At 62.0% G+C, this 22,569-nt stretch carries 14 protein-coding genes; 9 read left to right on the top strand and 5 right to left on the bottom strand.

The genetic code is table 11. From position 1 onward, the window contains the following. Positions 1-419: 419 nt before the first annotated feature. Positions 420-2,231 (bottom strand): hypothetical protein, encoded by a 1,812-nt coding sequence (locus V1283_RS10040; protein WP_334386297.1) that lies wholly within the window; start codon positions 2,229-2,231, stop codon positions 420-422. Positions 2,232-3,202: 971 nt separating this feature from the next. On the opposite strand from V1283_RS10040, the gene V1283_RS10045 reads away from it, so the two are divergent. From V1283_RS10045 to V1283_RS10085, 9 genes are all read left to right on the top strand, one after another. After that, positions 3,203-6,499 carry an efflux RND transporter permease subunit gene (locus V1283_RS10045; protein WP_334386298.1) on the top strand — a complete coding sequence of 1,099 codons (3,297 nt, stop codon included), beginning with the start codon at positions 3,203-3,205 and terminating at the stop codon, positions 6,497-6,499. Positions 6,500-6,547: 48 nt separating this feature from the next. After that, positions 6,548-6,985 carry a hypothetical protein gene (locus V1283_RS10050; protein ID WP_334386299.1) on the top strand — a complete coding sequence of 146 codons (438 nt, stop codon included), beginning with the start codon at positions 6,548-6,550 and terminating at the stop codon, positions 6,983-6,985. A 57-nt stretch (positions 6,986-7,042) separates the two neighbouring features. Next, positions 7,043-10,192 (top strand): efflux RND transporter permease subunit, encoded by a 3,150-nt coding sequence (locus V1283_RS10055; protein ID WP_334393012.1) that lies wholly within the window; start codon positions 7,043-7,045, stop codon positions 10,190-10,192. A 1-nt stretch (position 10,193) separates the two neighbouring features. Continuing rightward, positions 10,194-10,895, top strand: coding sequence for a hypothetical protein (locus V1283_RS10060; RefSeq protein WP_334386300.1), 702 nt, complete (start codon positions 10,194-10,196; stop codon positions 10,893-10,895). Between the two features lie 171 nt (positions 10,896-11,066). Next, positions 11,067-12,161, top strand: a complete 1,095-nt coding sequence (locus V1283_RS10065; RefSeq protein WP_334386301.1) for a PepSY domain-containing protein — start codon at positions 11,067-11,069, stop codon at positions 12,159-12,161. Positions 12,162-12,341: 180 nt separating this feature from the next. Further along, complete coding sequence (locus V1283_RS10070; protein ID WP_334386302.1) at positions 12,342-12,638, top strand: PepSY domain-containing protein; 297 nt, start codon at positions 12,342-12,344, stop codon at positions 12,636-12,638. Positions 12,639-12,702: 64 nt separating this feature from the next. Then, positions 12,703-13,560 (top strand): hypothetical protein, encoded by an 858-nt coding sequence (locus tag V1283_RS10075; RefSeq protein ID WP_334386303.1) that lies wholly within the window; start codon positions 12,703-12,705, stop codon positions 13,558-13,560. 149 nt (positions 13,561-13,709) lie between these two features. Then, positions 13,710-15,446, top strand: coding sequence for a peptidoglycan-binding protein (locus tag V1283_RS10080; protein ID WP_334386304.1), 1,737 nt, complete (start codon positions 13,710-13,712; stop codon positions 15,444-15,446). Beyond that, the gene (locus V1283_RS10085) at positions 15,443-17,422 is read left to right on the top strand and encodes an ABC transporter ATP-binding protein/permease (protein WP_334386306.1); all 1,980 of its coding nucleotides are present in this window, start codon (positions 15,443-15,445) and stop codon (positions 17,420-17,422) included. Before V1283_RS10080 ends, V1283_RS10085 begins: the two co-directional genes overlap by 4 nt. Before the next feature lie 550 nt (positions 17,423-17,972). On the opposite strand, the gene V1283_RS10090 is transcribed toward V1283_RS10085, so the two are convergent. Genes V1283_RS10090 through V1283_RS10105 form a run of 4 tightly spaced genes read right to left on the bottom strand, consistent with a single transcriptional unit; the run spans position 17,973 to position 22,532 of the window. After that, positions 17,973-20,348 carry a xanthine dehydrogenase family protein molybdopterin-binding subunit gene (locus V1283_RS10090; protein ID WP_334386307.1) on the bottom strand — a complete coding sequence of 792 codons (2,376 nt, stop codon included), beginning with the start codon at positions 20,346-20,348 and terminating at the stop codon, positions 17,973-17,975. Between the two features lie 4 nt (positions 20,349-20,352). Next, entirely contained in the window at positions 20,353-20,823 is a 471-nt protein-coding gene (locus V1283_RS10095; RefSeq protein WP_334386308.1) for a (2Fe-2S)-binding protein, read from the bottom strand. 41 nt (positions 20,824-20,864) lie between these two features. Next, a complete protein-coding gene (locus V1283_RS10100; RefSeq protein ID WP_334386309.1) occupies positions 20,865-21,629 on the bottom strand; it encodes a 5-oxoprolinase subunit PxpA in 765 nt (254 codons plus the stop codon). A 30-nt stretch (positions 21,630-21,659) separates the two neighbouring features. After that, positions 21,660-22,532 (bottom strand): FAD binding domain-containing protein, encoded by an 873-nt coding sequence (locus tag V1283_RS10105; RefSeq protein ID WP_334386310.1) that lies wholly within the window; start codon positions 22,530-22,532, stop codon positions 21,660-21,662. Positions 22,533-22,569: the final 37 nt, after the last annotated feature.

The raw sequence follows: 22,569 nt of genomic DNA on the forward strand, positions 1-22,569 counted from the left end.
TAGAACCCTCAGCATGATTTGTTAACGCCACTTCAGTCGATCCGTTCCTGCTGACTCTTGTCATCAAGCCGGGCAAATGGTTCAAAAGCGAGCAGACAGTTGCCGCTAGCCTGTAGCGCAAGATGCATTTATGGGCGAATTCGGCAATGCGGTAAAAGCTGAGATAAGAAGCTCGAAAAAATATTCGAACTTCGTCGCATAAGAGGCCGACGTGGCCCTCGATTCGCTTCATCTGCCAAGGCGCGAGTCCGCCCTGCAATGGGCGGACGACCGGTTGCATGCCGCCAGCCGCGGATCGAAGGACAGAAACCGTGCGACCATAAGCCGGAGCCGTCCGAAAAAAGAGTACCGCATCAACTCATCCGTCGTCACGACTTCACGACCGGCTCATGCGCCCCTGAATCACCAGCGAAGCTGGATCAAAAATTAAGCTGGATCAGGCCGAATCCACCATGCGCGAGCCTCCCGGTCCCGCCGTTTTTCGTCGAGTAGTCCCAGTTGGCTGAATACTCCACAGCCACCTTCAATCCATCCATCACCCATTCGCCTGCGGTGAGGAACAGCCGATGTTGTGGGACGAATCCGATCCGGGTTGGCACGCCGTTTTGCAGAATCGAGACACCCGCCATGTCCTTGCTGCCGGAATATCCCAGCGAGAGGAAATCGCCCTGCGCGCCGATCTCCTGTATCCACGGATTCCAGTCGAACTGGTAGGCAATCGAGGCCTGCCAGGTCATCGGCATCATGCTCCGCGCAATGCCGAGCCCATCGATAAATCTGGCGTCCTGAATTGCAGCATTTACCTCGCCCACGAACGCGAACGGGCCGAAACTGGTTTTGAGGCTTGCGGCCATTCCGGGAATCCTGCCGATCTGATTCAGGAACGGCAGGTAGGAGGTACGCAAAAATCTGCTTTCGAAAACGGAGGTGTCGTAGTCGACATGGAAATCAAGGGTCCATGGACAAATCAACGAGTCCTTCAACTGGTCATAGGCTACGCCGCAATGGCCCCTCGTCCGGAAACCGAGACTGGCATTGTAATCGTCGATTTTCGTTCGTCCGGGTATGATGCTGTCGCTGCCTTTGTAGGTCACGACCGAGCCGTAGAAGGGCGGCGGGTCGAAGGGGAATGTGACTGGGGTAGGCCGGAATGGACGCTCAGGCAGCGGGGTGTAGCCGAGCCAACCCATGAGCTGTCTCACCGCCGGTGCGACGACCAACGGACTGACGCGTGGAACAACGACGGGCGCCGGCGGCGGTTGCCGCGGTGGGGTTGGCCAGGCGAATTCGAAGCCTCCCGCTGTCTGCCGGTTTTCAAACACCTCGGTCGTCAGCGGAGTGCCGATCGAGAGGGCGTCCAAGCGTGCCACGCCAGTGGATGTACCGAAATGCAAAGTCTCAACCCCGAACCGGGCGGCGATCGGGAATTGCATCAGATCGCCTACTGAAATGTGAGTCCGATCAAGCGTGAAACGATCCACGCCTACTCCAGGGACGTTGGTCGGCACCACTGGTTGATTCCCGGTGGGGAATATTGCGCCAGTGCCATTGTCGAAATGCAGAACTAATGCACCGGTCAACCAGTCGCTCAGCTTGATATCGAAATCGAGTTCAGCCGTACCCAGCGACAGGTTTTCCTGGGTAGGGCCGGTGAATGAACCGGTCCGCGAGGCCACGCCTTCAATCACGCCGCTCAGCGAGAGATAGCTATTGATCTTCGGTCCGGTCTTGTTGAGCGTGTCGCGGAGGATCTGGCGCGTCGCGTTCTCCTGCGCCGCCCAGATGATCTCTAGATCTTTTACGCGCACGCCGAGCGGCCTCTTCGCCGCGGTCTCGGACAAATCCGGGGTGGGCAGGGTGGGCGGCGCCTCCACCGCCGATACGGGCTGCGCCGCGGTTGCGGTGGCTACTGCACGCTCATGCGTCGCTGCGGGCTTGGCCCGCCGCACTGCGGGCGCGTTCTCCAACGTACTGAGGCGCTGGGAAAGTTTGCGGTTCTCCGCCTTTAGCTCCTGGAGCATGCGCCGGAGATCTGCCACGTCCTCGTTGTCCGCGGCGAAGGCACAAGAAGGCGAAAGCAGAGCGAGGCTGAACAGTGCCGGCGCGGCGCCGGCGAACACGGTGTGGAAGCCCCGCCAGTTGCGCGCAGTTGGCGCTACCGTCCCAACATTTGCTCCGCCCAGGCTCAGCCTGGATTCGGTAACGGTCCCATCAAGCCGACCTGCGATCATGCGTGGCCCCCCGAACTGCTAACTCATACCCACACTAACTCTTTCAAAGTTTGTCTCGACTGTCTCGCCATTGCTGGAAAACCTCCGTCAGTGCTTTGGATATCAATCACAGCGCTGACGTCCCCGTAGAGAGGCGTCCGGCAATTCAATGCTGCTTTCCTTGGAATGGAGCTTTCTGTCTGTGCCAGACTTGAATGCCCGTTCCCGTACCCCGCATTTCCACCAGCGATTTCATTCGCGGAGAAACCACAAGCCGGCTCGCCGACATTCGCGGTGCGAGTCAGCGCCTGGCGCTGCCGGCGCCGGCCTCTGCGAAATCCTGCAGATTGAGCTTCATGCTATTGGCGTAAACCATAAGCGCTTGCTCAATTTTGATCCATAGCAAAAAGCTCTCGCCCCAACCGAAGATTGATTCCATTGGATCGATGGTTAATCAAATTTGATTCGAGGACTGCTGGCGGCAACGAATTAGGAAGCGCGACTTTGCTGACGATCATTTTCGCCGGGTAACGATGACACACTCCCGGGTAATGATGGCACATTGAGCGCCGTGAAAATGGTCAGCAGTAGTGACCGATGGTGATGCATTCAGAGAAGTCGCGAATCTCACCTCATTCCATTGGCGATAAAAGCGCAGCGGCAAAAGTGTGACAGAAAATAGATGCTCACGATTTCGAAAATCGATACTCACGATTTCAAGCGCAACCTGATTGATAAATTCGCGGCAATATGCAACCATCAACCATCATCTCGGATCTCAACGCGGCGGTAGCGAGTCCGAAATGCGGTGGGAATGCTGCGAAAGATAGGCAGATAGTTTAGCCTTGGCGGCGAAAATAACCGCGTTGCTCTGCAAGCGGGCGAGATAGAAAAGTACCGCAAGAAATTTCAGATCCGCTCGATTCAAGAGTTCCACGGTCCTTTGGAACAAGCGTTCGTTTGCGCGTGGTGTTCGAGAGGAGGGTCGTGAGATGTTGGCGTGGCTCATTTCCTCTAGCATTCGTTTGCGTACCATTGTTGCGGTTGTTGCCGCGGGCCTGTTGATCCTCGGGGCCGTCGGCCTCAGAGACAAGCCGCTGGATGTCATCCCCGAATTCTCGCCGTTGTCGCTCACTGTGAAGACGGAGGCACTTGGCCTTTCCAGCGCCGAGGTCGAGTCGTTGATTACGGTGCCGCTGGAGGCCGACCTGCTCAATGGCGTCCCCTGGCTTCAGACTATCCAGTCGGAATCGATGGCGGGACTTTCGACCATTGAAATGATCTTCGCACCCGGCACTGATCTGATGAAAGCGCGCCAGATGGTGCAGGAGCGGCTGACGCAGACGCGCGCGCTGCCGAACGTCTCCAGTCCCCCGACCATGCTTCAGCCGGTTTCTTCGGCCGGTCGGGTCATGAATATCGGCCTGAGTTCGAAATCCGTTTCGCTCATCGATTTGTCCGTTCAGGCGCGCTGGAATATAGCGCCGCGCCTTGCCGGCGTGCCTGGTGTTGCGAATGTTTCCATATGGGGTCAGCGCGAACGGCAGGTGCAAGTGCATGTCGATGCCAGGAACCTGCAGAACAAGGGCATCAAACTCGATCAGGTGGTCAAGACGGCCGGTGAGGCGGTGTGGTCCTCGCCGCTTACCTACCTGAACTCGTCCACGCCCGGTACCGGCGGCTTCATCGAGACGCCGAACCAACGGCTCAATGTTCGTCACCAAATGCCGATAGGTACCGCGCAGACCTTCTCCAAGGTGGCGGTCGTCAACACGAACGTAAGCGTTGGCGAAATCGCCAATGTGGTGGAGGGCCATCAGCCACTGATCGGAGACGCCATCATTGGCGAAGGGCCCGGCCTTTTGATAGCGATCGAGAAGTTTCCCGGTTTCAACACCAAGGACGTGACGCGCGGCATATTGCTCGCGCTAGAGGAATTGAAGCCTGGGCTGGCCGGGGTTGAGATCGATCCCACCATCTACCATCCCGCGAGCTTCGTTGAACGTGCGACTGGCAATCTGACCAAAGCGCTGATCATCTCGATCGTCCTGGTCGCCGTAATGCTTGGTCTTCTGATGGGCAACTGGCGGACCGCCGTCATCGCGCTGGTCTCGATATTATTGTCGTTTGTCACGGCTGGATTGCTGTTACAGGCCGCCGGGGTTGCGCTCAGCATGATGGTCATCGCCGGTCTTCTGATGGCCACCGGCGTGATCGTGCATGACAGCATTCTCGACATCGAGAACGCGCTCCGCCGCTTGCGCGCGCCGCGCAGCGAAAGCCCGGGCATCGCGGTCATAGCGCGTACGATCCTCGAAACACGCGGGCCGATGGTATACGCGTCGCTGATTGTCGTGATCGCGGTGCTGCCCGTGCTGTTCATGCAGAGTCGCTCCGCCGCGTTCTTTGCGCCGATGGCCTGGGCTTATATCGCCGCGGTATCCGTTTCGATGGCGGTGGCGCTGATCGCGACCCCGGCGCTTGCCGCACTGCTTCTCGCCCGCGCGCCGCTGGCGCCGGACGGCGGCTCACCCGTCACCAACCGATTGGCCGGGCTTTTCGAGCGCATCAGCAGCCCCGTTACCCGCGCGCCGATCGCTTGCATCGGTGTCGGCGTAGTGGCTGCGGTCGCCTGCGTCGCGGTCTGGCGCACGATCGAGCGCGACATGGTGCCCAGCTTCAAGGAGACCGACGTGGTCATCGAATGGCAGGGCCCGCCCGGCACTTCGCTGCAGGCCATGACCCGTACCACCGGGGACCTCATCCAGGAACTCCGCAAGATCCCCGGTGTGCAGAACGCCTCCGCCGATCTCGGACGGGCCGTGCTTTGCAATTGCGAGCGCGCAACTGATGTGAACGCCGGGAAGGTGTGGGTCAACATCGACCCAAAGGCCAACTATGAAGAAACCGTCCATGCCGTGGAAGCTGTCGTCACCGCCTATCCGGGCATGCGCGGTCGCGTGGGGACATACCTGTCGGCCAAGCTGCGTGAGGCGCTCACCGGCAACCGCGAATCCATCACCGTGCGGGTCTATGGCAGCAGCCTCGACATCATTCGCGCCAAGGCAGAAGAAATTCGTGCCTTGATGGCCAAGGTCGCCGGCATTGAAAAGCCTCAAGTCGAGTTGCAGATCGAAGAGCCGACGATCGAGGTCACGGTGGATCTGCTCCGCGCGGCGGAGCACGGGCTGAAACCGGGCGATATTCGCAGGGCCGTTTCAGCGGTCGTAAGCGGCATTACCGTCGGTGCGTTGTTCGAAGACCAGAAGGTTTTCGACGTGGTCGTCTGGGGGCACCCGGATCTGCGCGGCAATGTCGATGACGTGCGGAACGTAACAATCCGCAGCGAGAAGGCGCCGACCCCAAGCCGCCGCTTGCGGCCCAAAGCCACGGTGGTGAAGGTCGCAGAGGCCACATCGGGAGTTGCCGCGATCACGACGGGGGATGCGGCGGCCACGCCGGTACAACAGGATTCCGGTACGGTGGCGCCAACGACGATTGGCCGAACGCAAGCGAATCGGGGGGGGGCGGTTCGTTTGGCTGAGGTTGCAGACGTCCGCATCGTGCCGGCCCTCAGCATCATCCGACGCCAGGGCTCCTCGCGCCGCATCGACGTTTCCGCTGACGTGGGCGACGACCGGTCACCTGAGGCCGTGGCGCAGGATGTCGCCAAGAGCATCAAGCAGGTGACGTTCCCGTTCGAACACCATGCTGAGGTACTGGGCGAATACCGGGAACAGCGTGCCGCGTTGCTGTCGATCTACAGCTATATGGCGGCAGCGGCGGTGTTGATGTTCCTGCTGACGCAGGCGGTGCTCCGTAGTTGGGCGCTTACGGCGCTGTCGCTGCTCGGTATTCCGATCGGAGCGTTGGGCGGCCTGGTCGCGATCGTGATCACCAAGGAGGCCTTCTCGCTCGGTTCTGTTTTGGGCCTGGCGGCGGTATTCGCACTGACGGTGCGGCAGGGCATCAGTCTAGTTGCCCATTTCCAGAATCTGCAGTTGCGCGAGGGCGAGCCCTTTGGGGAGGCGCTGGTGCGCCGCGGCGTTCGCGAGCAGTTTTCGAGCATCATGGCCTCTTCGGCCACGACGCTTGCTCTCATGCTTCCGTTCGCGATTTTCGGCAATGTTGCCGGGCTCGAAATCGTTTCTCCAATCGCAGTCGTGGTGCTGGGCGGCGTCGTCGCCTCGACACTCGCAATACTGTTCGTACTTCCGGCGTTTTACCTGCGGTTCGGTGCCGACTGGACGGCTGACCGCCTCGATCTCGAAAAGGGCAGCACGGCGTAAGCGCCACAGGTTTTGTTGACGAAACTTTGGGAAGGGGAGGACTACCTCATGACCCGCTCCAGCTTTCTGGCGGCCGCGGCGTGTGTCGCGGGCGCGAGCCTAGGATTGTGCTGTGTCCCAGCTCTGGCCGCGGAGACGGCGGCCCACAGCAAGCCCGCGCATGTCGAGGCCATACCAGGCTCGCAGCTCAAGAAGGTGACGCTCACGCCCAAGGCAGCCGAACGGCTCGGAGTCCAGATCGACGAAGTGCGCGCGGATATGTCGGGCCGCCGGATCGTGCCATATACCGCCGTCCTCTACGACCTGACGGGTGGGACTTGGGTTTATGTCCATTCCGATCCGATGGCCTTCATTCGCCAAGCCGTCAAGATCGACACCATCAAGGGCAACAACGTGTACCTGACCGATGGACCGGCCCTCGGCACCAAGGTGCTCGCTTCTGCGGTGCCGCAGGTCTTCGGAACTGAAGCAGGAGTAGGCCACTAACTACCGGCATGATTGTCCGGAACAGCTTGTGTCGGTCGGCAGGGATGCATTCCCATGATGAAACTGACCATAAGTTCAAGTCTGCGTTTTCGATATCTCGTACTCGCCCTCGGCGTGGTGCTGACCTGGTTTGGCGTGGCGCGGCTGCGGGATGCTCCAGTGGACGTATTCCCGGAATTTGCGCCGCCTCGGGTCGAAATCCAGACGATCTGTCTCGGACTATCGCCTGCCGAGGTCGAACAACTCGTGACCGTGCCATTGGAGAACGCGCTCAACGGCGTCCCCGGCATCGACGTGATGCGGTCGAAATCCGTGCCACAGCTGTCGTCTATCACGCTGATCTTCAAGCTCGGTGCCGACGAGATCCGGGCACGGCAACTGGTCAGCGAGCGGATGGCGCTTGCGACCAATACCCTGCCGACCTGGGCCGCGCCGCCCTTCATGATGCCGCCTCTGTCCTCGACCAGCCGGATCATGAAGGTCGGCATTACGTCAAGGGACAAGTCCGTGATGGACTTGTCGATGCTCGCCTATTGGAACATCCGGCAGCGGCTCCTGGGCGTTCCCGGCGTCGCGAACATCGCGATCTGGGGCGAGCAGCTCAAAATGCTTCAGGTATATGTAGATCAGAACCGGATGGTGGCTGAGGACGTCACGCTCGACCAACTGCAGGAAGCCGTTTCCGATGCCCTTGACGTGGGACTGCTGCGCTATTCCAAAGGCGCGCATATCGGCACGGGCGGCTTCATTGAAACGCCCAGTCAACGCATTCAAGTCGCCTTCGCCGGCGCCGGCGTCACGCCGGAGACGCTCGCGCAGGTGCCGGTAACCACGCGGAGCGGGAAACCGCTGTTGCTGCGTGACCTGGCCAACCTTGAATATTCGCCCCAAGGCATGATCGGCGATGCCATTATCAATGACGGCCCAGGGCTCATGCTCATCGTCGAAAAATTCCCCTGGGGCAATACGCTTGCCGTCACCCGCGGGGTGGAGCAGGCGCTGGAGTCGTTGAAGCCGGGTCTTCCCGGGGTTGAGATCGACACGACGATCTTCCGGCCGGCGACGTTTGTCGAGGAATCGATCGACAATCTCTCACACGCTCTGCTGTTGGGCTGCGTGCTGGTCGCGGGAATCATACTCATCTTCCTCTACGAATGGCGTACCGCGATCGTCTGCATCATCGCCATTCCCTTGTCGCTGCTTGCGGCTGGGCTGGTTCTGTACCAGGCGGGCGCCACCATCAACACAATGACCCTGGCGGGCTTCGTGATCGCGTTGGGGATCGTGGTCGACGACGCGATCCTCGACGTCGAGAACATCATGCGGCGCCTGCGTCTCGCTCGGCGGGGAGGCGATCCACGAAGCACGGCCCGTATCATTCTGGACGCCTCGCTCGAGGTGCGGGCGCCGATCGTCTACGCGACCCTCATCGTTGTCACCGCGGTGGTGCCCGTCCTGTTCATGCAAGGCCTGACCGGATCCTTCTTCAAACCGCTGATTGCTGCCTATGTGCTCGCGATTGCGGCCTCGCTCATCGTGGCGATGACGGTGACTCCAGCACTCTGCCTGATCTTGCTGCGTGGCGTGGGGCTCGAAGGTCGTGAATCGCCGGTGACCGTCTGGTTGCAGCGGCGCTATGCGCCCTTGCTGGAGCGCGCTACCCGAACGCCTCTCCCGGCCTTTATTGCGGTGGGTGTCGTGACACTCGCGGGGATCGGCGTCTGGCCGTTGCTCGGGCATTCGTTGCTGCCATCGTTCAAGGAGCGCGATTTCCTGATGCACTGGGTCACCGCCCCTGACACGTCGCTTCCCGAGATGCGGCGCATTACGACCAGCGCAAGCAAGGAACTCCGCGCGATACCGGGCGTACGCAATTTCGGCGCCCATATCGGCCAGGCCTTCGCCGCCGACGAGGTCGTCGGCGTCAATTTCGGGGAGAACTGGATCAGCATCTCCAAGGACGCAGATTACGACAAAACGCACGCCAAAATCGAGGAAATGGTGGAGGGCTATCCCGGCCTCTACCGCGACGTTCAAACCTATCTGAAGGAGCGCATGCGCGAAGTCATGACCGGCGCAGGTGAGGCGATCGTCGTGCGCATTTTTGGCTCGGATCTCGGCGTTCTCAGGGACAAGGCGGAGGAGATCCGTGCGGCACTCGTGGGCATCCCTGGCCTCGTCAACTTGCACAAGGAGTTGATTGTCGAAGTGCCGCACATCCAGGTGACGGTGAACCTGGAAGCGGCACGGCGTCACGGCCTGAAGCCGGGCGATGTCCGGCGCGCCTCCGCATCCCTGATGGCCGGTACCGAGGTCGGTGACATCTTCATCGGTGGACGCACCTACGACGTGCATGTGTGGACCGCACCGGAAGCCCGCACCAGTGTCGACTCGGTCCGCAACATCCTGATTGACTCGCCGATCGGGCCGCGCGTCCGGCTGGCGGAGGTAGCCGATGTCAGCATTCTGCCGACACCAAATATCATCAAGCGCGAGGCTAGCTCTCGCCGGATCGACGTGCAGGCAAATGTCAAGGAGCGTGATCTGGCCGCCGTTGCGGTGGATGTGCAGTCGCGTCTGAAAAAGATCGCGTTTCCCCTTGGCTATTACGCGGTCCTGCAAGGCGAGTATGCGGAACTGCGCGCCGCGCGCTGGCGTCTGCAACTGTTCGCCGTGCTGGCGCTCGCCGCGATCTTCGTACTTCTGCAGCAGACGTTCGACAGCTGGCGTCTGGCTACGCTCACGTTCCTGACCCTTCCTTCGGCGCTGGTTGGCGGTGTCCTGGCGGCGTGGCTGGCGGGCGGCGTCATTTCCCTCGGCTCATTGATCGGGTTCCTGACCGTGCTCGGCATCGCCGCCCGCAACGGAATCATCATGATCAACCACTTCCAGTACCTGGAGCGTCATGAGGGAGAGTCGTTCGGGATTGGGCTCGTACTGCGCGGCGCCGGAGAGCGGTTGCGGCCGATCCTGATGACGACCGGAGCCGCCGGGCTTGCGATTCTGCCGCTGATCATTTTCGGAAACCTGCCGGGCCACGAGATCGAATATCCGATGGCGGTGGTCATTCTGGGCGGCCTCGTGACATCGACGCTGCTCAATCTGTTTATCTTGCCTGCATTCTATCTCCGTTTCGGCCGCGGCACGGGCCGGCCTGCGGACGGTCTGACGATTCCAGAACCGGTGCGAGTATCCGGGGGTGCGTGACATGAAAATCGTGCGATGCCACAACGGCTGGATGATCGCCACGGCTGCGGCTTTATCCGCACTTGCATATCCGGTGACTTGTGCCGCGGCCGAGGATGGCCGCTTTCAAAAGCTCTCCGTTTATCTCGAACGCAACGTCCAGGATCATGATGCCGAGATCCGGTTCGAGGCAACCGGCGCGGAGGAGGGGCTGGCTGCGCTCAAGGTCTTGGCGCCGGGCGAACGCACGGTGATCGACCTCAGAACGCCGGACTCGAAGTTGGGAATTCGCAGTCTTACGCTCGAATCTCCCGAACCCTCCGATGATGGCATTGTGCGCGCTGATTTTCCGGCGGGCGCGTATCGGTTCGAGGGAACGACGACCAAGGGGGCAAGCCTGCGCGGTGAGACGCGGTTGAGCCATGCGTTCCCGGAGCCGGCTGCATTCGAATATCCGCGGCCTGATCAGAAGGACATACCCGCCACCGCGCTGACGCTGCGGTGGTCTGTGCCGAAGGGGAGCGAGGCCTGCGTCATCGTTATTGAGCAAACCGGCACGCCTTATGAAGTCCGGGCGCTGCTGCCGGGTTCGGCAAGATCATTCACGGTACCGGAAGGGTTCTTGCGTGCCGGCAAGGCCTACAAATTTGCGATCGGGACCGTCGCCAAGGACGGCAATCGGTCCTTCATCGAGGCCGGCTTCACCACTGCGAGGGCGCGATGAATCAGTCCGGCCCCGCGCAATGTCAGATCGGCGAACCGTTCATGCCCGCCTTCTGTTCAGAAACGGCGGAGCACTGGCGCTTCCTCGCTCGTTGGCCACGGCAGGCCGAAAACTTCTGCAACCTAGGGCGACAGTTGGCCGGATCGCCGCCCGCAACTGGAGGGTATTGAGATGTTCGACAAGCAAGGTTTGGACAGACAGATGAAGCTGGCGAGCCATCAACCTGGTCGCCTGTCAAGGTGGCGTGCCGCGTTCATGGCGGCCACGGTTCTGAGCGCTACTGGCTTTGCGCTGGCTGGAGGCGCGGTGGCAGGCGAGATCAAAGACCAACCGCGCTTTAAGCACAGCCGGGATTATTCGTCGCTGAAGGACTGGAATCTGAAAGCCGAGAATATCGTCCCACACGGGGCTAACCCGCTTTATTACCCGATCGTGCCGGGCCACAAGCACGTGCATGAGCGGCCCGATCACCCGGACGGCAAATACCGCAAGGAGACTGTGGTCCTGGATTCCACGGAGGATTTCGATATTACCGGCATCGGAAAATTCAAGACCGCGGTTGTGCAGGAAGAAGAATATCTCGATGGCGTCCTGACACAGCGCGCGCTCAATTGGTTCGCGCTCGATAAGACGACCAACAGCGTCTATGCCTTCGGCGAAGTGAGTTGGGAGATCGAGGAAGGCAAGCCGGTTTTCGCGGGCACTTGGCGAGCGGGCGAACTCGATGGTGACATGATCGCCGAACCGGGCCTGTTAATGCCTGGTACGTTCACCGTGGGCGGCCGTTATCTATTCGACGGCGGCCGCGTGAATTCTGGCGGTTCCGAAAACATGGAGGCTGGGATCGAAATGACGGTTCCGGCCGGGACCTTCAAGAACTGCGTCCGGGTTCGCGAGCAAGGTCTGCGCGAGCTGCACGACATCACCGACAAAATCTGGTGTCCGGTGGTTGGGGTCGTTAGCGATACATCCGACGGCAAGCTCATCGTTACCAACGCGCTGCCGAAGGACAATCCGGCCTCGGACGTTTCAAGCGTCGGGACGCTTCGCGACAAGCCGCTGAAGTATACGCCGCCCGTCGCGAAGATCTCGGGAGACCAGGCGACGAAGATCGCGCTCGCGGAGGTCCCTGGCAAGGCCACCTCCGTGACGATCGAGCGGAAGAAAGGCAAGAATGTCTACGTGGTCGAAATCCAGACGCCGAAGGATGGCGAGAAGGATGTCTTTGTCGACATCGAGTCCGGAAAGATCGTCGGAACGGACTGATGTGAAACGGTGCGAGTGCCCTGATCCACGCCCTTCATCGTTCGGGTTTTCCTCCTGCGAGCGACGGGATCGTGGATCACGGGCCCACCTCGGCGCCGAGGCCATACGATCAATGCGATACCATCACGGACCGCCGACTGAACGAACTCTGTGTGGCTGTTTGTTGGAGAGGATACCGCCGTGAAGAGGACGATCCGCTGGAACCTGCTCGCCAGTCTTCTTCTTGTGCCAGCCATGGCCGTCGCGCAGGCGCAGCAGCCGGGCCCTTCGAAAGAGCGTGCGCCTCCCGCGGCAAAGGTCACGAAAGAACAGGCGAAGAAGATTGCGCTTGAACGCATCCCCGGTGAAGTCACGGACGTCGTGATCGAGAAGAAGGGCGGCAAGAATGTCTACGTGATCGAGATCCAGTCACCGGAACAGGGCGAGAAGGACGTCTTCGTCGACATCGAGACCGGAAAGATTGTCGGGACGGACTGACATGTATGGGCTGCATACGAGGTTCGCCATTGGAAAGGATAGCGCCATGAAGAGGGCAATTTACATGGGTCTGTTCGCCATCCTGCTCGCGCCGGCAACAGCCGGAGCGCAAGCGCAGGCGCCCAAGAGCCTTGGCACCGAGGAATTCGGCATGACGCCACGCGAGCTGGTTCAGGCGATCGAGAAGACCGAGGAACTGATCGCGCGCTGCATGCGCGAACAAGGCTTCGAGTATATCGCGGCCGACTCCAACACGGTGCGGGCGGGCATGGCGGCGGACAAACACCTTCCCGGCCTCAGTGAGGAGGAGTTCGTTGCTCGCCACGGATTTGGTGTATCTACTTTCTATACCGGTCTGCCGCCTCAACTATCGACCGACTACAGCCCCGCGCGCGTCGGTCTCGGCGAACGCAATGTGCAGATTTTCCGCAAACTGCCCCCCGCGGATCAGGTCGCCTATAATCGGGCCCTGCTCGGGGATGATGTGTTCAGCACCTTCGCGGTCGCTCTGGAGACGGAAGACCTGTCGCGTACCGGTGGTTGCACGCGCAAGGCCCTCACTGAAACGTTCAAACCCGATCAGCTGAAGGCCAGCCACTACAATCCCCAGGACGCACTCATCAACAAGGACCCGCGCATGAAGGCCGCGCTTGGGTTCTGGCGGCGGGAGATGAAGAAGGCCGGCTTCGAGTATGGCCACCCGGACGAGATCGAACCCGACCTGCGGAACCGGCTTAGCACGCTGACCGAGGGCGGCAAGCTGCAGGTCTCCAAAATGTCGCCGGATCAGAAAGCCGCCCTACGGAAACTGCAGGACTATGAGCGTTTGGTCGCGGCAAAAAGCCACAAAATGCATGAGGAGGTGTTGAGCCCGGTCGAGGAGCGCATCCAGGAGGAATTGTTCTCCCGAAAGGTGCAATGAGACCGATCAGTACATCCTTTTTTCGTACTTCCCGGAATCGGCGGCGATGAGTAATCTCCTTTCGCGGCCGGGCCTCGCATGACCAAGGCCGCCGCAATGCTTCTTGCAAACATGGCACGCGCGCTGTCATCGGCTGGAAGGATTACCGCATGGTCGCGAACCGCGTAAACGTTCTCTGGGCCATTCTGGGCGTGGTTGGAGGCATGGCGCTTGGCGCCTGGTACATGGGCTCCAGAATCCAGTCGCCGGCCGAGGTAGCTGCGCGCACCGCGGCGCCCGAGCCATCCCTGATCCTCGTGCCTGTCGAGTCGCGCGTATTGAGTACCGATGTCGTCACCCGCGGTACGGTGCGCTTCGGGCTGCCGCAGCCGATTTCGATCGCGCCTTCGACGGTCAAAGGTGCGATTGGACTGATCTCGTCGCTGCCGCGACCAAATACGCAATTTGGCGAAGGCGAAGTGATTATGTCCGCATCCGGCCGTCCGGTCTTCGTCCTGCGCGGCGAAGCGCCGGCTTTCCGCGACATGGCGCCCGGAACCAGCGGTGGCGACGTGCGCCAGCTCGAAGAAGCTCTGGCCCGTCTTGGCTTCGATCCGGGAACGGTCGATGGCAACTATGATCAAAAGACGTCGGCCGCGGTCGAGCGCATGTATCAGAAGGCCAAGTGGGACCCGTTCGGACCGACGCGCGAACAGCGCGCTGCCATCCAGGCGCTCGAACGAGAGTGGTCGGATGCCGCGCGCGGCCGACTTGCGGCCGAGGCCACGCGCGACACCGCGCTGAAAGCGGTCGCCGCCGCGCGGGCTGTCGCGGATCAGAATACGCGCCAGGCCGCTCTCGACAGCGCGGCGCGTGTCGGCGATAGCCGCCAGCTGGCCGACGCACGGGCAGGCAAATCCCTCGCGCTTGAAACCGAGCGCGCACGGGCATCGCACTCCGCGAGCGCGGCAACGGCCGACGTCGCCGCGCAGGTCGCCGATCGTGCCCTGATCGTTCTCGATCCGCGCCAAACCGAAACGGCGCGGGCTGCGGCCGAGGCCAAGCTGAAAGTGGCGCGTGCCGCGCAACGCAAGGCAAAGCTCGAAGCCGATCTGGCGATTCAGACCGCAGAGCGCGAGATCGGCCTGGTCGAACGACGGATTCAGGTCGCCGAGGCAGCCGTGAACGCCGCCCGCCTGGAAGGCGAGCGCAGCGTACGCGCGGCGCTGGAACAACAAACGCTCGCCGAATTCGACGTCAAGGTCGCCAGCGAACGGGCAGAGCGGCTGGACCGCGAACTGGCGGCGGCGCGCGCGAAGCTTGGCGTGCAGGTTCCAGCCGACGAGGTGGTGTTCATCCCGTCGCTGCCGATCCGCGTCCACGAAGTGACCGCTGCGGTCGCCGCCAGTGCTTCCGGGTCGGTGATGAGTGTGACGGACAACCAGCTCAGTATTGACTCGCAACTACCACTTGAAGCCGCGCCGTTGGTGAAGTCCGGAATGAAGGTCGGGATCGACGAGCAGGCACTTGGGATCAAGGCAACTGGTGTCGTTGAGACGGTCGCCACCACACCCGGCACACGCGGCGTGGACGGGTACCACTTCTACCTCGGGGTCAGGGTGGAGACCACGCCGGTGCTCCTGGCAGGGTTTTCCGTCCGTCTGACAATCCCGATCGAAACTTCGAAGGGCGCGGTCACTGCGGTTCCGACGAGCGCAGTGTCGCTTGCCGCGGACGGAACATCGCGCGTGCTGGTCGATCGCGGCGGTAAGCAGGAATACGTCACGGTACAGCCGGGGCTTTCAACGGGGGGCTATGTCGAGGTGAACAGCCCCGATGGGCGCCTCGTCCCCGGCCAACTCGTGGTGGTGGGCTACAAAGCGTCCGAGACAGCAGCGGTGAAATGAGGCTCGCCGAAAACATACGCGGGGCGTTGCCGATCAAAGCGGCAGCCGCCGATCTCGATCCCGATCATGTGCTCGACCTGCGTAAGGTGTGCAAGCAATTCGGGACCGATCCCGCGGTCGATGCATTAGTCGATGTCGACCTCGTGCTGCGGCGCGGCGAATGGCTGTCGATAACCGGTCCATCCGGCTCGGGGAAATCGACGCTGTTGAACATCCTGGGTTGCCTCGACCGGCCGACGCGCGGAAAGTACCTCTTTGACGGTATTGAAACGACAAAGCTGAGCGAGAATGAGCGGGCCGGATTGCGCAGCCGGCGTATTGGATTCATCTTTCAGTCGTTTCACCTCCTGCCGTACCGTACCGTCCTTGAGAACGTCATGCTGGCAGAAGTTTATCGCCGGCACACCGGACGCGGGCGGCGCGAACGGGCACTGGAGGAAATCCGTCGCGTCGGGCTCGCGCATCGCGCGGATTTTCTGCCGTCCAAATTGTCAGGCGGTGAGTGTCAGCGGGTAGCAATCGCCCGGGCTTTGATGGGGTCGCCGAGCTTGCTGCTGTGCGACGAGCCGACCGGCAATCTTGATTCCAAGAACACCGAGTCGATCCTGAACTTCTTCACCGAACTGAACAAGGAAGGCATGACGATTGTCGTCGTCACGCACGACGAAAATGTGGCGTGCCGGGGCTCGCGCCGGGTCAACATGAAGGATGGCGAGCTGTTTGGTGGAGGCGAGCCAGCATTGCCAGTTTCGTCCAGGGCGCGCATTGCGGCGTCGGGGATCACAGCGCGCGACCTTGTTGCTGAGGCAATCGCCGGGGTGATCGCGCGGCCGGCACGGATGGCGCTAACGGTGCTTGGCATCGTGATCGGCATGTCGGCGCTGGTCGCCACCATCGGCCTTACTCGAACCGCCGGCAACCGTATCATCAGTCAGTTCGATCAGCTCGCAGCCACGGAACTCTTTATTTCGGCGCGGCCGGGATTGGCGACCGGCACGATTGATCCGCGTGCCATTCCATGGGACGCGCCGGAACGACTCGCCCGGTTGAACGGCGTGGTGGCTGCAGGCCTGCTCAGCGACGTCAATGTCCACGACATGCTCGTCAGCGCCTCACCTGTGGTGGATCCCGCCAATCAGACCGCATTCAAATTGGCGGTGCGCGCCGCCTCGCCGGATTTGTTCCGCGCGGTGCGCGCTGACCTTGCCTCGGGACGATTCATCGACGGCGGGCATTCAGCACGCGCTGAACGCGTCGCGATTCTCGGTCCCGATGCCGCGCGTCGTCTGGGCATCGCTGGCGTCGAGCGGCTGCCCGCGATCTATGTCGGCGATCACCTCTATCTCGTGATCGGTGTCCTTCGCGATGTTGTCCGAAAGCCGGAACTTCTCGGCTCGGTCATCATTCCCGAGGGCACGGCGCGACAGCACTTCAGCCTGTTCGGGCCTGGCATGGTGGTCGTGGAGACCAAGATCGGTGCTGCTTCCCTGATCGCGCTGCAGGCGCGGGCGGCGCTGCGGCCGGACGACCCGCGCGCGCTTCGCGTGCAGCTGCCGCAGGAGCCGCGGCGCGTACGCGATGACGTGCAGACCGACCTCAATATGATGTTCCTGCTGCTGGGCGGCCTGTCGCTCGTGGTCGGCGCGCTCGGCATCGCAAACATCACTTTGGTGGGCGTGATGGAGCGAACGGCGGAGATCGGACTGCGCCGCGCCATTGGCGCGACGCGTCGCCACATCGCAGCACAATTCCTTATCGAGAGCGCGTCCATGGGTATTGTGGGGGGGCTGCTCGGATCCAGCGTCGGTGTGCTGATCGTGGTGGGCGTTTCGGCGTATCAGGTCTGGACCCCGGTGCTCGACCCGGTCGCGCCCTTGCTTGCGCCAGCCGTCGGCGGCCTGATCGGTCTGCTGTCCGGAGTCTATCCCGCCTCGCGGGCCGCCGCCCTCGAGCCGGCCGAAGCATTCCGACACTAGCTCGGACATCAAAGGCTGTTTGATAACACCGGCTTTTGCCGCAGCCAGTTCCGAAGCGCGTGACCTGCGATCGGAGCAATCCGATCCGAATCAACCCGGCCGGGCAGAAATCGCTGGCCGCATCATCCGGTTCGACCCTCGCTTTCCCAGGCGTGCGTGCTCCAACTTTCGTGTGCACCATGTGTGCATTGAGACGACGATTTGGCCTTCAATCTCAACCTATATGATCGTAGAAGAGCCAACTTACGAAGCTCGCTCGCACTAAATTCTTCAGTCGATCCAATCCCTTATAGGAGCGATTGGGGGAAAAGATAAACGAAATGAATGGCATACGCTGGAAATTCTCTGCTGCCCCATGATGGACTGGAACGAGAGTTCAAGTTTTTCAATCGGTTAGAAGGCGGCGTGTGCACGGTGTGCGCACCGGGAGATCAAAGAGAATCCAAAGACGTCCAACGTGGGCTGCGCTGAGCTGAAGTGCTTCGATGCCTTGGGCGGAGCCGGTGACGATGGCGACCTTATTCGCCAGACTTCATGCCAAACGTGACCTTCATGGAGCGCGCGCGACACATGAAGGCTCAGCAAACACATTATCCCGCCACGAAGCCGAGATATGCGGCAGTTCGAGAGAGGGCTTGTTCCCCAAAAGCAGCGCCAGGACATGCGGTGGTGTCAGCGGTAGTTCCTGGACGGGTCGACCCGTGGCATTGGACACGGCGCAAGCAATCGCCGCCGCGACGTTGAGAATGGGAACTTCGCCGGCGCCCTTGGTGCCCAAAGGTCCGATCGACGGCGCGCCTTCATAGAGGCTGATTTCCACGGGCACGACGTCCTGCGCCAGCGGCGTTCGGTAGGTCTCGAAGCCTGTTTGGTCTATTCGGCCCTTCGCGCCTATCGAAATCTCCTCATGCAGGGCGTATCCTAATCCCTGCACGACACCGCCCTGTATCTGGCCATAGATGGCGCGGGGGTTCAACGCTCGGCCGACATCCTGGACGACGGCGTAACTCAGCACTTCGACGTGACCCGTCTCGGGATCCACCGCGACTTCGCATTCGTGAACGGCGAACACGGGAATATCTATCGCGTCGATGAAATGGCCGGTAGCGCAACCGGGCATCGCCACGACGCCCGGTCCGGTGAATGATCCGCTGCCCGATATCGGGCCAACCACACGTTGCGCGCGTTCGGCGACCTCAACGATCGTCGCGCCCGATCCCTTGATGCCGATGATTTCAACGCGGCCGTCCGCGAGGACAAGATCGCCGGGCGCCACCTCCAGCATCTCCGAGGCGACCTCCAAGAGCTTCCGGCGCACTTCCACGCATGCGGCCATGCTCGCGGCGCCGAGCGACACGGTGGTTCGTCCGCCGCCGACGCCGACATCATAGCCCCCGGCATCGGTGTCGGCCGCACGCACGATGACGTCTTCGGGACGTAGCCCAAGTGCGTTGGAGACGATTTGAGGCAGCGCCTGCATCATTGAGCCGGATCCGATCTCAACGCCCGACGTGACCAGCGTTGCGCTGCCATCGGCGTTGAGATTGATAGTCGCTGCGGAAGGTCCGACGAAGACGAACCAAGTCCCGACCGTCGTCGCGCGGCCATAGAGCCGCGGCCCCGCCATCGGTCTTTTCGACGGCTTCGCGGTGCGCAATTCGGCCATGCGATCGAGCATCGGGCCGAGAACGTCGCTTTCAAATACCTGGCCGGTCGAACCCAAATCCCCGTCGCCGAGAACGGCGTGTCGTCGAAACGCCAACGGATCGATGCCGATCGCCGCGCAGATTTCGTCGGTATGCCGCTCAAGGGCGAAGGTGTTGTAAACGCCGTTGCAGGCGCGAAACGCGCCATTGGGCGCCGTATTGGTATAGATTGCGCGGCTGGCAAGCCGCACTGCCCCGAGCCGATAATTGCCGCCCAAAGTATGCGCCGTCATCGTCGTCAGGAATATCTGTTCGCCGCCATAGGCGCCGCAATCCATCAGCACTACGGCTTCCCGGCCGACGATCTCGCCTTCTTTGGTGACGGCGGACCGGATCCGGATCTCGGCGTTTTCCCGACACAGGCAGGTGAGCATCTCCTCCTGCCGGGAATTCACAAGCCGAACCGGTCTTTCCGCCGCCCGCGCCAGCAGCGCCGCGAAGGGTTCGAGTGCGCAATCGAATTTCAATCCAAATCCGCCGCCGACCGCCGGAACGGTGACCCGGATCTGGGAGGGCGGCACATTCAACAGCCGCGCCGTCGCGTTGCGGACCGACCAGGGCACCTGAGTCGACGTTTCGATATGGAACCGGCCATCCTCGTAGGAGGCGATCACCGCGCGCGGCTCAAAGGACACGTGGTTTTGCCGCCCGACCCGATACACGCTTTCGACGATCGCGACGTCGCTGCGCGCAAACGCGGCGTCGACGTCGCCGCGGACGACCGTCGCCTCCCAGGCTACATTGCCGGCGCGCGCGCCGCCTTCCAGAAGGACTTCGTAACTGCGCCAGTCGGGATGCACCAGCGGCGCGTCCGGCGCCAGCGCGTCGGCCATCGATATGACCGCTGGCAAAGGCTCGAGTTCCACGACAATTGCCGCCGCCGCGGCCCGGGCCTGCGCCAAAGTCTCTGCGGCCACCGCCGCGATCGGCTCGCCGTCGTAGCGGATGCGGCCGGTCGCGAACAGCGGATGGTCCGCAATGCCGATGCCATGGCGCCCGGGCGCATCGACGGCGCTGACGATCGCACGAACGCCCGGCATCTTCCGGGCTTCGGAAGCGTCGATGCGCACGATCCTGGCGGATGGCGTATTGGCGCGCAGCAGCGTAGCGTGGAGCATCCCTGGACGTCCGCGGTCGACGGTGTAACGCGTGTGGCCCCTGAGTTTGTCACGGGCGTCGCGTCTGGGAAAATTCTTCACGGCGGTGGACGGTTCCGGCATCGGTTTATCCTTCGACGACGGTGGCTTGCGCCGCCGCCAGCGCGGCGTCGACGATGCGTTCATAGCCGGTGCAGCGGCAGACATTTCCAACCAGCGCCTCCTTGATGTCCTCGCGACTCGGATTTCTGGCTCGCGCCAAGAAGCCGGTCAGCGTCATCAGCATGCCGGGAAAGCACATGCCGCATTGCACGGCGTCGTATTCCTCCATCACGCGCTGCAACGGCGACAAGACGCCATCGCGCGCCAGGGATTCGACCGTCGTGATTTTGCAACCCGCCGCCAGCCCCACCGGCACGAGGCACGATACGGCAGGCTGTCCGTCAAGCAGGACGGTGCAGGCCCCGCAAAAGCCTTCGCGGCACACGACTTTTGCTCCGGTAAGAAAGAATTCATCGCGCAGGACGTCGACGAGCGGCGTCAACGGATCGCTGAGCGAGAATCGATCTTCGCCATTGATCTCGAGCGACAAACGCATTGGCGCAATATCCCTTTCCTTGGGTTCGTCGGCCGGGAGGATCACTTCCGGGTAGGGGCGGCGGGAACCTGGTCGGTCGCGATGAGCTGGCGCGCCAGCGCCTGGTGGACGGCTTTTGCGACCTCGACGGCGTTCGGCGTGTCGCTGTGTACGCAGATCGATTGGGCGACGACCGCAACGTCCTTGCCATTGATCGAACGCGTCAATCCTTCGTCCACCGCCCGCTTCACTTTCGCGGCGACTTCAGCGGCAGAGACCGCGCGGTGCTGCTTGGCGATGATCTGGCGACCATCATCGTCATAGTCTAGGTCCGCATAAAATTCGCACGAGAACGCGATTCCGCGCCGAGTGAACACCTCCGACATCGCGCAGTCGGAATAGGCGATCACCGGCAGTCCGGTGGCGAGCGCGGCGTCGGCGATGCCTTCCGCGATGGCTTCGTCGCGCTGGGCCATGCCGAACAGTGCGCCATGCGGTTTGATATGAGCGAGGGTGATGCCCTCCGCCGCGGCAAAAGCCTGCAGCGCGCCGGTTTGATAGAGCACGAGTGCCGACACTTCATCGCGGCTCAGCTTCATTTCGCGGCGGCCGAACCCTTCGCGATCCGGCAGGCCGGGGTGAGCGCCGATAGCGACGCCGTGGCGCTTGGCCGCACGAACGGTCTCGCGCATAACCACCGCGTCCGAGGCATGAAAGCCACAGGCGACGTTGGCGTGAGTGATGAACGGCATACAGGCCTCATCATCGCCGAAGCTGTAGATGCCGAACGCTTCGCCCATATCGCAGTTGATCGTGACCTTGACCATCGCATCCGTCCTGTTCGCCGCATCGAGGCGTCAATGTTGCTCCCGGATTGCATCGACGGCCCGGCGCACGAGATTGGGAAGCACTTTCACGCGATACCAGCCGGGAGCCTCGACGGCATCGCGGCCTTGAAAATCTTCGCTATAGCTCTCGGCCTGGCCGGCGGCCCATCCAGAATCGAGGGGGCGGCCAATCAAATCGGCTTCGAGCCGCCTCCATCGGCGGGCGGCGGGCTCAACTGAACCCACCGCCACCCTGGCGCTGGCGACAAGACCTTCCCGGCCCAATGCCGCAGCGATACTGACAATGGCCACGGGATAATCACCGGCCTTGCGCAAAGGCAGCCGCAAGTGAGCCGAGCGACGGCCGGCGCGCCGCGGAACCAGCACGCGACGGACGATGCGCTCAGGGCCGAGGTTGGTTCGAAGCTCGAGAAAGCGCGCCATCGACACCCGTTCGGCGCCGTTCTGTGCTGCAAGCTCGATCTCGGCCTCCAGGCATATCAGGGCAGGGATGAGATCGGCTGCTGCGAAACCAGAGGCGCAAAGATTTCCCCCCACCGTGGCGACGCCGCGGATCGCCGGATTCGCCGATCGCGCGGCGGCTTGCGCCAGCGCCCGGCAATCGGGCAAGGCCGCAAGGCAAAGCGCCAGTTCGGCGTGCGTGACGCAAGATCCGATACTGATCTCGGAATCGAGAATGTCGACGTGGCGCAATTCCTCGATCTTCGAAATCGCGACATAGGACCGGTCCTGGGACCAATCTTGCCGTTCCTCCCTGAGAGGCGCCCGCATGATCCAGGTTGCTCCAGCGAGCGGAGCGCCCGAATGCCCGCGGTCGGCGAGCGCCGCCAGGGCATCGCTCAGCGACGTTGCGACGTGGAGGCGCTCATCCGCGGCGGGCATGAGGCGAAATCCCCGGTTCGGCGTCTCGTCGAATATC

This window comes from Bradyrhizobium sp. AZCC 2262, from assembly GCF_036924535.1.
Lineage (GTDB): Bacteria > Pseudomonadota > Alphaproteobacteria > Rhizobiales > Xanthobacteraceae > Bradyrhizobium.

What these genes read in the sequence shown, in the direction of transcription:
- V1283_RS10090 (WP_334386307.1), bottom strand. Translation starts at nt 20,348, where the DNA reads ATGCCGGAACCGTCCACCGCCGTGAAGAATTTTCCCAGACGCGACGCC.
- V1283_RS10060 (WP_334386300.1), top strand. Translation starts at nt 10,194, where the DNA reads ATGAAAATCGTGCGATGCCACAACGGCTGGATGATCGCCACGGCTGCG.
- V1283_RS10055 (WP_334393012.1), top strand. Translation starts at nt 7,043, where the DNA reads ATGAAACTGACCATAAGTTCAAGTCTGCGTTTTCGATATCTCGTACTC.
- V1283_RS10075 (WP_334386303.1), top strand. Translation starts at nt 12,703, where the DNA reads ATGGGTCTGTTCGCCATCCTGCTCGCGCCGGCAACAGCCGGAGCGCAA.
- V1283_RS10105 (WP_334386310.1), bottom strand. Translation starts at nt 22,532, where the DNA reads ATGCCCGCCGCGGATGAGCGCCTCCACGTCGCAACGTCGCTGAGCGAT.
- V1283_RS10085 (WP_334386306.1), top strand. Translation starts at nt 15,443, where the DNA reads ATGAGGCTCGCCGAAAACATACGCGGGGCGTTGCCGATCAAAGCGGCA.
- V1283_RS10095 (WP_334386308.1), bottom strand. Translation starts at nt 20,823, where the DNA reads ATGCGTTTGTCGCTCGAGATCAATGGCGAAGATCGATTCTCGCTCAGC.
- V1283_RS10045 (WP_334386298.1), top strand. Translation starts at nt 3,203, where the DNA reads ATGTTGGCGTGGCTCATTTCCTCTAGCATTCGTTTGCGTACCATTGTT.
- V1283_RS10080 (WP_334386304.1), top strand. Translation starts at nt 13,710, where the DNA reads ATGGTCGCGAACCGCGTAAACGTTCTCTGGGCCATTCTGGGCGTGGTT.
- V1283_RS10050 (WP_334386299.1), top strand. Translation starts at nt 6,548, where the DNA reads ATGACCCGCTCCAGCTTTCTGGCGGCCGCGGCGTGTGTCGCGGGCGCG.
- V1283_RS10040 (WP_334386297.1), bottom strand. Translation starts at nt 2,231, where the DNA reads ATGATCGCAGGTCGGCTTGATGGGACCGTTACCGAATCCAGGCTGAGC.
- V1283_RS10100 (WP_334386309.1), bottom strand. Translation starts at nt 21,629, where the DNA reads ATGGTCAAGGTCACGATCAACTGCGATATGGGCGAAGCGTTCGGCATC.
- V1283_RS10065 (WP_334386301.1), top strand. Translation starts at nt 11,067, where the DNA reads ATGTTCGACAAGCAAGGTTTGGACAGACAGATGAAGCTGGCGAGCCAT.